Source organism: Pseudomonas pudica (assembly GCF_015680405.1).
Lineage (GTDB): Bacteria > Pseudomonadota > Gammaproteobacteria > Pseudomonadales > Pseudomonadaceae > Aquipseudomonas > Aquipseudomonas pudica.
In genome coordinates this window covers 26886-39230 of the sequence record NZ_JADLJS010000033.1, presented here as the reverse complement: position 1 = coordinate 39230, position 12345 = coordinate 26886, and the positions used below count along the sequence as shown (strand labels likewise).

Sequence of the window (12345 nt, the reverse complement as noted above, 5' to 3'; positions counted from 1 at the left end):
AATGACCATGAACTCACCCCTGCACGGCCCGGCCAAGGCCCTGCGCCTGGCCGCCATCGGCGCCGTGATGCTGGGCGCGGGCGCCGCCTTTGCCTATGCCGCCGGCTGGTTTGGCGAAACCCGCCTGACCCCACAGCGCATCATCGACACCTTCGAAGCCCAGGCCGGGCATTACCCGGGTTACCGGAAAAACCACGCCAAGGGCCTGTGCGTCAGCGGCTACTTCCAGCCCAGCGGGCAGGCCGCCAGCCTGTCCACGGCGCGGGCGTTCAGCCAGCCGCGGGTGCCAGTGATCGGCCGCTTCGCCATTGGCGGCGCCAACCCGTTCGCGCCGGACACCGGCATACCGGTGCGCAGCCTGGCCATCGAGCTGAGCACCGACGACGGGCAGGTCTGGCGTACCGGCATGAACAACCCGCCGGTACTGGCTGTAAGTACGCCACAAGCCTTCTATGAACAGGTGTTGGCGGGGGCGCCGAACCCTGCCACCGGCAAACCAGACCCTGGCAGACTGCAGGCGTTCTTCGCCGCCCACCCGGAAAGCGCGGCGTTTCGCCAATGGGCGGCGGGCTACAAACCCAGCAACAGCTTTGCCAGCACCCAGTACCACAGCATCAACGCGTTCCGTCTGATCGACGCAAGCGGCGCAGCCCACCCCGTGCGTTGGCAACTGGAGCCGCAAACGGCGTTTGCCGCCCTGCCTGCCCAAGTCGATGACAAACAGTTCCTGCAGCATGACCTGCAGCAACGGCTGGCCCAAGGCCCGTTGCGCTGGACCCTGCGCCTGGTGCTGGCGGAACCTGGGGACGCGGTGGACGACCCTGCCAGCCCCTGGCCTGCCGAACGGCGCAGCGTAGACGCCGGCACGCTGGTACTGGAGCAGGTCGACGGCCCCGAGCAAGGTGCCTGCCGCGACCTCAACTTCGATCCGCTGATCCTGCCCCGGGGCATCCAGGCTTCCGCCGACCCGATTCTCGCCGCCCGTTCGGCCGCCTACTCGGAATCCTTCAACCGCCGCAGCCGCGAATCGCTCGGTACCGGAGCCCACCCATGAAAACCGACGCCTTCCACCCCTTCGCCCGCCTGTTGCACTGGCTGATGGCCGTACTGATCCTGGCCATGTTGTTCATCGGTGTGAGCATGGTCGCCGACCTTTCGCCGCGCCACCCCGTGCTGATCGGGTTGCACAAGGCCACCGGCCTGGCCCTGCTTGTGCTGGTACTGCTGCGCATCGGCGTACGCCTGGCCCTGCCCCACCCAGTCCTGCCACGCGACCTGCCTGCGCTGCAACGCTGGGCCGCCGGGGCGTCGCACCTGCTGCTCTATGGTCTGATGCTGGCCATGCCGCTGCTGGGTTGGGCCATGCTGTCGGCCGGTGGCTACCCGCGCCCGCTGGGCTTGCCGGCGATTGCCCCGCATGACTTGCAGTTGTACGCCGTGCTGCGTCAGGCCCATGGCTGGGCTGGCTACCTATTGTTCGCCACGGTGCTGGTGCATGTGGGTGCGGCCTTGATGCATGCATGGGTGCGCCGCGATGGCGTGTTGCGTAGCATGTGGCCTGGCCCACTGCGCCGCGGCGAATGACGCTCGGCAACCCAGGGGGCGCTCGACAATCGATAATAATTCCCAACAAGATCGGCTTTTATTTGCCGTGCCGCCCTGGACTGCCCTATGAACGTCGCAAAGGATCCTGCCACACTCGCACCCGCCAGAACCCTGGACCTGCGCCCCCTGCTGCTGGCCAACATGGCCTGTACCATGTCGATGATGGCCTTCGTCGCCCTGATCGGCCCGATCGCCCGCCAGCTCGGCATGGCCACCTGGCAAGCCGGTGCCGCCGTGACCGTGGCGGGCGTGGTCTGGGTGCTGCTGGCACGGCCCTGGGGGCGCGCCGCAGACCGCCTGGGCCGTCGGCGCATCCTGCTGCTGGGTAGCGCCGGTTTCACCCTGGCCTACTGGCTGCTGTGCCTGTTCGTAGAAGGTGCACTGCGCTGGCTGCCGGGGGCGACTTTGGCCTTCATCGGCCTTGTGGTCGCGCGCGGCTGTATCGGCGCCTTCTATGCTGCCATCCCGGTGGGCTGCAATGCGCTGATCGCCGACCATGTCGAACCGCAACGCCGGGCCCGGGCCATGGCCTCGCTGGGGGCGGCCAACGCCGTCGGCCTGGTGGTGGGGCCGGCACTGGCGGCGCTGCTGGCGCGGCATAGCCTGAGCCTGCCGTTCCATATCATGTCGCTGCTGCCGGCCAGTGCCTTTCTGGTCCTGCTGTTCACACTCAAGCCGCAGGCGCTGCCGCACAGCCATGCCCCCAGCCCGGTGCGGCTGAACGACCCACGCCTGCGCCGGCCTTTGCTGGTGGCGTTCAGCGCCATGCTCAGTGTCACGGTATCGCAGATCATCGTCGGTTTCTTCGCCCTCGACCGCCTGCACCTGGGCCCTGCCGAGGCTGCCCAGGCCGCTGGCATCGCCCTGACCACGGTGGGCGTGGCGCTGATCCTGGCGCAGGTGCTGCTGCGCCAGTTGGAATGGCCGCCGTTGAAGATGATCCGGGTCGGCGCCACGGTTTCGGCCCTGGGCTTTGCCTGCGGCTCGCTGGCCACCACGGCGCCCTGGCTGTGGGCTTGCTACTTTGTCGCGGCAGCGGGCATGGGCTTTGTCTTCCCGGCATTTTCAGCGCTGGCGGCCAATGCCATGCATGCGTCCGAGCAGGGTGCCACGGCCGGCTCCATCGGTGCTGCTCAGGGCATGGGAGCGGTGATCGGGCCGCTGGCCGGCACCCTGGTTTATGCGGTCGATCCACGCTTGCCATTCCTGGCGGTGGCGGCGCTGCTACTGCTGGTCGGGTTATGGCCGATGCCCCGCGATCAGCGGGCCTGACAAGCACAGCGCGCAAGCGCGCAGAGTGTGTTTTAATGCGCATCGCTCATTATTATTGACACCTCTGATTACAAGGCGGCTATGGACACGGGGACGCGACTCAAACTGGTGCGTGAACGCAACAACCTCTCCCAACGGGAATTGGCCCGCCGCAGCGGGCTGACCAATTCGACGATCTCGCAGATCGAGCAGAATCGCGTCAGCCCTTCGGTCAGTTCCCTTAAAAAACTGCTCGAAGGCATTCCGATGAGTCTGGCGGAGTTCTTCAGTTTCGACGAGCCGGTGCGCGAAGAGCGCTACGTGTTCCGTGGCAGCGAGCAGCCAGACCTGGGCCGCAACGGCCTGCGCATGCTGCTGGTCGGCGCCAGCGTCGAAGGCCGACAAATGCGCATGCTGCGTGAACTGTATGCACCGGGCGCCGATTCGGGAGAACCGATCGTGCATGCCGAGGGTGAAGAGTGCGGCCTGGTCACCCGCGGCACCGTCGAGTTGTGGGTCGATGGCCAGGTGAGTGTGCTCAACTCGGGCGACGGGTATTACATCCCCACTACCTTGCCCCACAGCTTCAAGAACATCGGCCCGGACGAGGCCGAGATCATCAGCGCCAACACCCCGGCGAACTTCTGACTGCTTTATGCAAGGGGATGGCACCGGCTTTGCTGGTGTTCGCGGCTGAAGCCGCTCCCACGGGGAACGCGCAAACCCTGTGGGAGGGGCGCCTTCAGGCAAGGCTGTCGACACCCTGACGCAGCGCCTCTTCGACAAAGTCCAGGCGGTCCTGCCCGAAGAACATCTCATCACCGACAAAACAGGTCGGCGCGCCGAACACCCCGCGCTCCACTGCCTCTTCGGTCGCGAGCCTGAGCGCGGCCTTCACCTCGTCATCAGCCGCCAGCGCGCGAAACGCCTGCGGGTCGAAGCCGCCCTGCCTGAGCGTGTCGTCAAGGATGGCGCTATCGCCCAGGTTGCGGCGCTGCGCAAACAGCCCATTGAACAGCACCGCCAGCAACGCCTCGAACCGCTCCGGCGAACGCAACTGGGTGCCCACTGCCCCGCGCATCAGGGTCAAGGTATTGATCGGGAACCCCGGCGGCCACTCCAACGGTACCCCATAGCGCGCAGCGAAGCGCGCCAGGTCGGTGAACATGTAACGGCCCTTGGCCGGGATCATCACCGGCGAGGCGTTGCCGGTGGCCTGGAAAACCCCGCCCAGCAGCATCGGCCGGTAGCGCAGTGTGGCGCCCTGGCGGGCACACAGGTCGGGCAGTTGGGTCCAGGCCAGATAGCTGGCCGGGCTGCCCAGGTCAAAGAAGAAATCGACAGTGTTGCGCATGGTTACGGTCCTTGCTCTGTGAAAGGGGCTTACCAGCGTTCCATCCAGGGGCGCAGGTCCAACTCGAATGTCCAGGCGTCGCGTGGTTGCGCATGCAGGAACCAGTAGCTGTCGGCGATATGGGCCGGGTCAAGGATGCCATCCTGGTCCTTGAGGGCATAGCGCTCGGGGAAAGTGTCACGGATGAAGGCGGTGTCGATGGCCCCGTCAACCACCACGTGGGCGACATGGATGTTCCGCGGCCCCAGTTCGCGCGCCATGCTCTGGGCCAGGGCGCGCAAGGCATGCTTGGCCCCGGCGAATGCCGCGAAGCCCGCCGCGCCACGGGTGCCAGCAGTGGCGCCGGTAAACAGGATGGTGCCACGCTCGCGTTGCACCATGCGCCGGGCTACCGCCTGGGCGGTGAGGAAACCGGCAAAACAGGCCATCTCCCAGACCTTGAAGTATTTGCGCGGGGTCTCCTCGAGAATGCTACAGGGCACATTGGCACCGATATTGAAAACAAACGCTTCGATCGGGCCGATATCACGCTCGATGGTTTCGACCAGCGCCGCCACCTCCTCCTCCTTGCGCGCATCGGAGCCAAAACCGTGGGCCTGGCCGCCCGCAGCGCGGATTTCGTCCAGCAGCGGCTGCAACTTGTCCGCCTGGCGCCGGGTAACACAGGCAATGTAGCCCTCGCGCGCAAAGCGCTTGGCGATCTCGCCGCCGGTAGCATCCCCCGCGCCAATCACGAGCACCACTTTTTGTTGTTCTGCCATGCCTGCCTCCATTGGTGAATGATCGTTTAGTAAACGAACGCTATGTTATGATCGCCGCCACCGTCAAGCCCGCCTGCAGAGGCAATTGAATGCGCTACACCAATGAACACAAGCAGCAAACCCGCGAGCGGCTGCTGGCCAGCAGCGGCGCGCTGGCCAAACGCGGGGGCTTTTCCAGCACCGGCGTGGCCGGGCTGATGAAGGCGATCGGCCTGACCGGCGGCGCCTTCTACAACCACTTCCCGTCCAAGGACGACCTGTTCACCGAGGTGGTGCGGCAGGAACTGTGCAACAGCCCGCTGGCGCGCCTGGCCAACCAGGAGGCCAGCCGCGAACGCCTGGGCCGTTGCCTGCAGCAGTACCTGAGCCTGGCTCACCTGCACAATGCCGAAGGTGGCTGCCCGCTGCCGCCATTGGGGGTGGAGATCGCCCGGGCCGAAACACCGGTGCGCGCCGTGGCCGAGCATTGGCTGGTGGAACTGCACCAGGCCTGCAGCGCGACCCTGGAGGACGACGAGTTGGCCTGGGTGCTGATCAGCCAATGCGTCGGCGCCTTGCTGGTCGGGCGCATGCTGGCCACGGAAAGCGTGCAATCGCAGGTACTGGACGCCAGCCGCCACTTTGTCGAGAAGGCCCTGCATGAAGCGGATTAGCCTACTGCTGGGGCTACTGTTGAGCCTGCCCGCACTTGCCGAACAGGCCTGCCCGCCAGGGCAGTACCAGGTGTGCCTGATGGGATGTTTCTGTGCACCCATCGACCCTGGGCAGGCCGGGCAGATTTTCAAGGATGTGGAAGTGTTGGCTTCGTCCAGCCTGACCTACGCCCTGCAACAGGCTCGCGACGAAGCCACCGCCGCCGGCGTCGAGCCGATCCCGTTGCATATCCGTGCGCAACTCGAACCCTGGTACGACTTTGCCGTGCTCGACGCGGCGCGCTTCCGGGTAGGTGATGAACAGCAGATGAGCGCAGCCAATGCGCTGCTGCAGAACCCCGACGTGAACGCCGTGACGCTTATCGACACGATCATCTTCCGCCGCCCCGCCGATGCCGAGGACAACGTCGCGTTGTGGGCGCACGAGCTCAAGCATGTGCAGCAGTATCAGCAGCTGGGTGTGGAAGAGTTCGCCCGGCGCTATACGCGCAACTACGACGACCTGGAAGCGCCGGCCTACAAGATCGAGGGCGAGGTAAGCAAGGCGCTGCGCGAGCGCACTTCAGGACAGGCCAGATAAGCCAGGGGCTGCTTCGCAGCTCATCGCCGGCAAGCCAGCTCCCACAGGGATAGCACATGACTTGAGATCGATGCGGTCGAGGTTGGAGCTGGCTTGCCGGCGATAGGGCCCTGTCAGGATGCCGAAGCCTCCTCAGCCACCTGCCCACGGCTGGCATAACGCTGCGCCAGCACCGCACAGACCATCAGCTGGATCTGGTGGAACAGCATCAGCGGCAGGATCATCGCGCCTATGCCACTGCCGACGAACAGCACCTGCGCCATTGGCACGCCGGTAGCCAGGCTCTTCTTCGAACCGGCGAACAGGATGGTAATGCGGTCCTCCAGGTCAAAGCCCAACAGCTTGCCCAGCAACCGGGTGCCGTACAGCACCACCGCCAGCAAAATCCCGCACACGGCAAACAAGCCGGCCAGGTGCTGCGGCGATACCGTGTGCCACAGCCCGGTCACCACCGCCTCGCTGAAAGCGGTGTAGACCACCAACAGGATCGAGCCCTGGTCCACCACCTTGAGCCAGCGCGCATTGCGCTTGACCCAGGCACCGATCCAACGCCTGGCAAACTGTCCGGCCACGAACGGCACCAGCAACTGCAGGGTGATCTTCAGCACCGCATCCAGGCCGGAACCGGTATCGCCGCTGGCCCCCAGCAACATCATCACCAGCAACGGCGTGAGGAAGATGCCCAACAGGCTGGATGCCGCCGCGCTGCAAATGGCCGCCGGCACGTTGCCACGCGCCAGCGAGGTGAAGGCGATGGCCGACTGCACGGTGGCCGGCAAGGCACACAGGTAGAGCACGCCCAGGTACAGCTCGTTGCCCACCAGTGGCACGAACAGTGGCTTGAACGCCAGGCCCAGCAGCGGAAACAGCACGAAGGTGCAGGAGAACACCAGCAAGTGCAGGCGCCAGTGCCCGGCACCGGCGATGATCGCCTCGCGCGACAGCTTGGCGCCGTGCAGGAAAAACAGCAGGCCGATGGCCAGGTTGGTCAGCCAGCCAAAGTACACCGCGCCGTCGCCCGAGCAAGGCAGTACGGTGGCAATCAGTACCACCCCGAGCAAGGCCAGGGTGAAATTGTCGAATAACATGCGCAAATACTTCATCACAGTTTCCGTCTTGTCATTGTGCAAGGGCAGACGATAAGGTCTTCGGTTTTTCGCCGCTAACGCCGGAACCCCCACCGGTGTCGCTCAACGGACACGCTCCAGCACAGGACCCGCTCATGCCCCTCTCCCGCCTGGCTGCACTTGCAGCCGCCATCACTCTCACCCTGGGCCACAGTGCCGCCCAGGCCGACGACCAGTTGCAGGCCAAGGTCGACCAGATCATCCGCCCGCTGATGCAGGAGCAAGGCATCACCGGCATGGCCGTGGCCATCTATGCTCGCGACCATGCGCACTACTTCAGCTATGGCGTGGCCAGCAAGGCCGACAATGTGCCGGTCAGCCGCGACACGCTGTTCGAGATCGGTTCGCTGAGCAAGACCTACACCGCCACGTTGGCCGCACTGGCCAGTGCTGAAGACAAGCTGAACCTTGATGCCCCGGCCAAGCACTATCACCCGGCCCTTGCCGGTACCCCCATCGGCGACGCAAGCGTGCTGGAGCTGGGCGCCTACAGTGCCGACTGCCTGCCATTGCAGTTCCCGGATGCGGTGCAGACGCCGCAGCAGGTGGTCGATTTCTTCCGTCACTGGCAACCCCGCGCCAAACCTGGCACCCAGCGCTGCTACTCGAACCCCAGCCTGGGCCTGTTCGGTGACTTGGCCGCCCGCGCGCAGCATCAGCCGTTTTCCACATTGATGAGCGAAGAGCTGCTGAAACAGATGGGCCTGGAAAACACTTATCTGCAGGTCCCGGCCAGCGCCCAGGGGCTGTATGCCCAAGGCTACGACAGTGCCGACAAGCCAGTGCGGGTCGGCCCCGGCCCTTACGCCGACGAAGCCTACGGCATAAAGACCAGCGCCAGCGACCTGCTGCGCTATGTGCGCCTGCACATGCAGCCGGTGGGGTTGCCACCGGCGCTGGCGCAAGCCACTGCCATTACCCAGCGGGGCTACTTCCAGGTCGGCACCATGACCCAGGGCCTGGGCTGGGAGCGCTATCCCTATCCGGTTACGTTGGCCACCCTGGTAGACGGCAATGGCCCGCAGCTTGTCCGTGAACCGCAGGCAACCACGCGTTTGCAACCAGCGCTGCCGCCGCTGCCGGCAGCCTGGTACAACAAGACCGGCTCGACCAATGGTTTCGGCGCCTACGCTGCGTTCGTGCCCGCCGAACAGCTGGCCGTAGTGTTGCTGGCCAATCGAAATTACCCGAACGAAGCCCGGGTGCGCGCGGCCTTCGACATTCTGTCCGGGCTGTAGTACGGGCAGCGATTGTCGAACAAAACGACACGATGTAGTGAATAAAAATATTCACTACAAAATGGTTGACGCCGTTCATCGCCCTTGGGCATGATGAAGCCGTCTCCCCGATCGGGAGCGGTGGCAAGGGTGTTCCAGACGGCCTGCGCGGTAACGCAGGCCGTCCGTGGAGAGGGAAACTGTCCAAAAGGCAGCGTGAGAAAGCCCCTGTTGCGATGCTGCTGTAGCAGCCTTGGTAGTGCGCTACACCGTGGTAGCGCCAACTGTGAAAAATCACCTACGAATGGGTAATGGGGGCTTTATGATGAACTTGAACAACAATCCGACTATCGACCAATTGGCCCAGCTGTTCGCCGTACGCAAGGACAGCCTTGACGACCATCTGCTGTGGGTCAGCCAGACCGGTGAAGTGCGCCTCGATCGCCTGCCACCGAACACCGTCGAAGATGAATTCGAAGAGCACCTGCCCAGCATGCGTGCCCGCTTCAAGGTCTACCGCCGTGGCCAGGGCTACGTCGGCAAGAAGGCCGCCGCCGACACCGAGTTCGTTGGCCGCGTCCTGCAGACCCTGCAACAAGAATGGCCCGCTGCCCGTGAGCAGCAGGCAGTCAAGGTGATCGAACCGCTCAATTGAGGGGGCCCACCTTTACCTGAGCCCGGCCCGCATAGGCCGGGCTTTTTCATGCCTGGCGCCGCTGGCTGCGCGGCTCTGGCAGCGGCAAGGCGCCGGTTGCCATCGCCCGGGCGCGGTCGACACCCCATACCAGGGCGCGGGTCATGGTCTCGCCTGGCCGTGCGGGGTAATACTCCTCCAGCAATGCTCGCCCATCCCCGGCATACAGCCCCAGGAACAACTGAGTCGCCCCCAGGCGCGACAAGCGCACCTGCACGTCCAGCGTGGTGCCGTCACTGAGCGCTTCGTCGTGGCACCGGCTGTGCAGCTGGGCGTCAGCCCATTGCCAATAGGTCTCTTCCCTGACTCGCATGAGCATTCAATCCTCCGTTGCTGGAATGCCGCGCAAGAAAACCACAGCCTTGGCCATCCTGCGAGCGCTACCCGGCAATGCCATGAGGCGGATCAAGAAATGGCAATAAAAACCCCGCCATTCGGCGGGGTTGTCCTGGAGCGGGATCACTTCTTCAGCGGAACCCGCGGCATGAAGCGGCCTTTTTTGCTGCGCTGCAGGTGTGCAGGCTGGAGCTGTTCGGAATCATCCAGCGTCATGTGGGCGAAGCCCAGGCGGAATGCCGCCTGGCCGCAACGCACCTGGCTGTTGATCGGGAACGCGTCGTTCAGGTCTTCGAAAAAGGATTCGCTCATGCCCTGTCTCCCTCCAGTGGCGGACGCGCCGGCAACCAGAACGGTTGCTCAACCAAACGCGACCTGTGAAAGTGAGACTAGCTGGTCATTTGCGGACCGCCCGGACCGAAGCCCTGGACCCGACCAGCGGCAGACGCTCTACTTCAGGCGCACCGCTGTACCGGTAGCAAATACCACGACCATGCCACCCTGTACCGACGGCATGCTGATCTCGAAATCCACCCCCACTACCGCATCGGCTTGCAACTGGCGTGCCCGCGCCTTCAATTCCTCGGTGGCTTGTTCCCGGGCTTCGCGCAGTGCGCTTTCCAGCGTTTGCGAACGGCCGCCGAAGAAGTCGCGAAAACGTGCAAAGAAATCGCGCACGAAGTTGATGCCCTGCACCGATTCGGAACTGACCACGCCCAGGTATTCGGCAATCGGGCGGCCTTCGAGTTGGCTGGTGGTGGAAATGATCATGGGGTGCACTCCATTGGCCTGGCAAAAGAGGCCGATTCTAACAGAGGGCAATTCCACTCGCAGATATACAGTCAATTGTGGGAGCGGGCGTGCCCGCGAAGCAGGCACCGCGGTGGTTGGCACGGGCTTCGCCCGTGTTCGCGGGCACGCCCGCTCCCACAGGGCTTGCGATTTTCAGTCGGGCAGTGGCTGAAGGATCAACTACGCGCTGACCGCGCGTAGCCGTTGGCCAATGCGGGCACCGAACACGTTCACCAACAACCCTGCCATCACCAGCAATGCGCCCCACCCCTGGGTCGCAGTCAAACACTCACCCAGCAACAACGCCGACGAACTCAGGCCAATCACAGGCACCAGCAGCGAGAACGGCGCCACCTTGCCGGCCGGGTGGCGCGAGAGCAGCTTGCTCCACAGGCTGTAGCCGAGCATGGTGGCGACAAACGCCAGGTAAGCCAGGGCCAATACCGAACTCCAGCCGATATTGGCAAGGGCATGGCCAATACGCTCCGGCCCCTCCAGCCACCAGGACAGCGCCAGAAACGGCAGTGGCGGAATCAACCCGCCCCAGATCACCAGCGCCACCAGGTCAACCGAGCCAAAGCGCCGGGTAATGATGTTGCCCATGCCCCACATGGCGCCGGCACACAGGGTCAGCACCAGCGCCAGCACTGGTACATGGCCGCCGTCTTCGCTGCCGATAAGCGCCAGGCCGCTGGCAGCCACCAGCAACCCCAGCACGCTGGCCAGGCGCAGCCGCTCGCCGAGGAACAGCGCGGCAAAGCCGAGGGTGAAGAACGCCTGCGACTGCAGGATCAGCGAGGCCAGCCCTGGCGGCATGCCGCTGTACATGGCCTGGAACAGGAACGCGAACTGGCCCAACGAAATGGTTGCGCCGTAGGCGATCAGCCAGCGCCACGGCAGCTTGGGCCGCTTCACCAGCAGAATCGCAGGGAACGCCACCAACAAGAAGCGCAATGCCCCCAGCAACATCGGCGGCAAGCCATCGAGGCCAACCTTGATGACCACGAAGTTGACTCCCCAGGCGACAATCACCACCAGGGCGATGAGCAGGTCCTTGAGCGGCATTGCGACATCCTTCTTCAGGCTTTCTAGACATATTTCGTTACAGCATAAGGCTATTCCTTTGGCAGGGACCAGCACAGTTGCGGTCAAGAGCTGCGCAACAGTGACTGTTATCGTGGCAAGGTCGACACGACGTTGCAGGAACGCGTCAGTTCCGATAACCAGGCGCCACCCTTTCCAGCATCCGCAGCAGTGCCGCCCACGCCAGCTGCAATGCATCCGGATCCGCCAGCTCGCCCTGCTTCAACCCCCGCCCAGGTTCATTGAACTGCCGCTCGGTATGCGCGCACACTTGAGGCGACGGCAGAATCACCTGCCCGGCACTCTGTGCCGCCAACTGGATCTCGCAGGCCTTCTCCAGGTAGTACATGCGCAGGAATGCTTCGGCCACGCTGCGCCCGGTGGTCAGCAGGCCATGATTACGCAGGATCATCACCGGCTTGTCGCCAAGGTCGGCTACCAGCCGCCGCTGCTCATCCATGTCCAGCGCAATCCCTTCATAGGCGTGGTACGCCACCTTGCCGTAAAACTCCATGGACATCTGGTTGAGCGGCAGCAGCCCGCATTCCAGCGCCGCCACCGCACAACCTGCCCGGGTGTGGGTATGCAGCACGCAACGGGCATCTTCGCGGGCAGCATGGATGGCGCTGTGGATGACGAAACCGGCCGGGTTGACCGGGTGCGGCGTCGGTTCGATCGGCCGGCCTTGCAGGTCGATCTTCACCAGGCTGGAGGCCGTGACCTCATCGAAGAGCAGGCCGTACGGGTTGATCAGGAAGTGGTGCTCCGGCCCCGGCAGGCGCAGGGAAATATGGGTGAAGATCAGGTCGCTCATGCGGAAATGGGCGATCAGCCGATAGCAGGCGGCCAGCTCGTGGCGCAGGCTTTGTTCCGTTGCGATCATCATCGTTAT

Annotated in this window: 16 protein-coding genes; 8 read left to right on the top strand and 8 right to left on the bottom strand. The window is 64.4% G+C overall.

The window, feature by feature from the left end; translation table 11 throughout:
* Position 1 precedes the first annotated feature (1 nt).
* The 4 genes from IRZ77_RS19985 to IRZ77_RS19970 all read left to right on the top strand — a co-directional run bounded on the left by IRZ77_RS19985 (position 2) and on the right by IRZ77_RS19970 (position 3504).
* A complete protein-coding gene (locus IRZ77_RS19985; protein ID WP_196174249.1) occupies positions 2-1054 on the top strand; it encodes a catalase family peroxidase in 1053 nt (350 codons plus the stop codon).
* On the top strand, positions 1051-1584 hold the full coding sequence (locus IRZ77_RS19980; RefSeq protein ID WP_196174247.1) for a cytochrome b: 534 nt from the start codon (positions 1051-1053) through the stop codon (positions 1582-1584). The genes IRZ77_RS19985 and IRZ77_RS19980 overlap by 4 nt, the downstream gene beginning before the upstream one ends.
* Before the next feature lie 87 nt (positions 1585-1671).
* Entirely contained in the window at positions 1672-2877 is a 1206-nt protein-coding gene (locus tag IRZ77_RS19975) for an MFS transporter (RefSeq protein ID WP_196174245.1), read from the top strand.
* Positions 2878-2958: 81 nt separating this feature from the next.
* A complete protein-coding gene (locus IRZ77_RS19970) occupies positions 2959-3504 on the top strand; it encodes a cupin domain-containing protein (protein WP_046616603.1) in 546 nt (181 codons plus the stop codon).
* 94 nt (positions 3505-3598) lie between these two features.
* On the opposite strand, the gene IRZ77_RS19965 is transcribed toward IRZ77_RS19970, so the two are convergent.
* The gene (locus tag IRZ77_RS19965) at positions 3599-4210 is read right to left on the bottom strand and encodes a 2-hydroxychromene-2-carboxylate isomerase (protein WP_135001288.1); all 612 of its coding nucleotides are present in this window, start codon (positions 4208-4210) and stop codon (positions 3599-3601) included.
* Between the two features lie 29 nt (positions 4211-4239).
* Entirely contained in the window at positions 4240-4971 is a 732-nt protein-coding gene (locus tag IRZ77_RS19960; RefSeq protein ID WP_085598589.1) for an SDR family oxidoreductase, read from the bottom strand.
* Positions 4972-5060: 89 nt separating this feature from the next.
* Between IRZ77_RS19960 and IRZ77_RS19955 the strand changes: the two genes are divergently transcribed.
* Complete coding sequence (locus tag IRZ77_RS19955) at positions 5061-5624, top strand: TetR/AcrR family transcriptional regulator (RefSeq protein ID WP_196174243.1); 564 nt, start codon at positions 5061-5063, stop codon at positions 5622-5624.
* Positions 5611-6204, top strand: coding sequence for an eCIS core domain-containing protein (locus IRZ77_RS19950; RefSeq protein WP_108481633.1), 594 nt, complete (start codon positions 5611-5613; stop codon positions 6202-6204). The genes IRZ77_RS19955 and IRZ77_RS19950 overlap by 14 nt, the downstream gene beginning before the upstream one ends.
* A gap of 113 nt (positions 6205-6317) precedes the next feature.
* Here IRZ77_RS19950 and IRZ77_RS19945 read toward each other — a convergent pair whose 3' ends face one another.
* On the bottom strand, positions 6318-7307 hold the full coding sequence (locus IRZ77_RS19945; protein ID WP_046616608.1) for a bile acid:sodium symporter family protein: 990 nt from the start codon (positions 7305-7307) through the stop codon (positions 6318-6320).
* A 119-nt stretch (positions 7308-7426) separates the two neighbouring features.
* Between IRZ77_RS19945 and ampC the strand changes: the two genes are divergently transcribed.
* Positions 7427-8569 (top strand): class C beta-lactamase, encoded by a 1143-nt coding sequence (gene ampC, locus IRZ77_RS19940; RefSeq protein WP_196174241.1) that lies wholly within the window; start codon positions 7427-7429, stop codon positions 8567-8569.
* Between the two features lie 301 nt (positions 8570-8870).
* Positions 8871-9203 (top strand): hypothetical protein, encoded by a 333-nt coding sequence (locus IRZ77_RS19935; RefSeq protein ID WP_003253895.1) that lies wholly within the window; start codon positions 8871-8873, stop codon positions 9201-9203.
* Positions 9204-9249: 46 nt separating this feature from the next.
* On the opposite strand, the gene IRZ77_RS19930 is transcribed toward IRZ77_RS19935, so the two are convergent.
* From IRZ77_RS19930 to IRZ77_RS19910, 5 genes are all read right to left on the bottom strand, one after another.
* Positions 9250-9561 carry a hypothetical protein gene (locus IRZ77_RS19930; RefSeq protein WP_023663278.1) on the bottom strand — a complete coding sequence of 104 codons (312 nt, stop codon included), beginning with the start codon at positions 9559-9561 and terminating at the stop codon, positions 9250-9252.
* 140 nt (positions 9562-9701) lie between these two features.
* Positions 9702-9890, bottom strand: coding sequence for a hypothetical protein (locus IRZ77_RS19925; protein WP_003253897.1), 189 nt, complete (start codon positions 9888-9890; stop codon positions 9702-9704).
* Positions 9891-10028: 138 nt separating this feature from the next.
* A complete protein-coding gene (locus IRZ77_RS19920; RefSeq protein WP_003258990.1) occupies positions 10029-10349 on the bottom strand; it encodes a YbjQ family protein in 321 nt (106 codons plus the stop codon).
* Between the two features lie 201 nt (positions 10350-10550).
* Entirely contained in the window at positions 10551-11435 is an 885-nt protein-coding gene (locus IRZ77_RS19915; protein WP_196174239.1) for an EamA family transporter, read from the bottom strand.
* Positions 11436-11580: 145 nt separating this feature from the next.
* Positions 11581-12336: a class II aldolase/adducin family protein gene (locus tag IRZ77_RS19910; RefSeq protein ID WP_046616621.1), complete on the bottom strand. Its 756-nt coding sequence runs from the start codon at positions 12334-12336 to the stop codon at positions 11581-11583.
* Positions 12337-12345 lie beyond the last annotated feature (9 nt).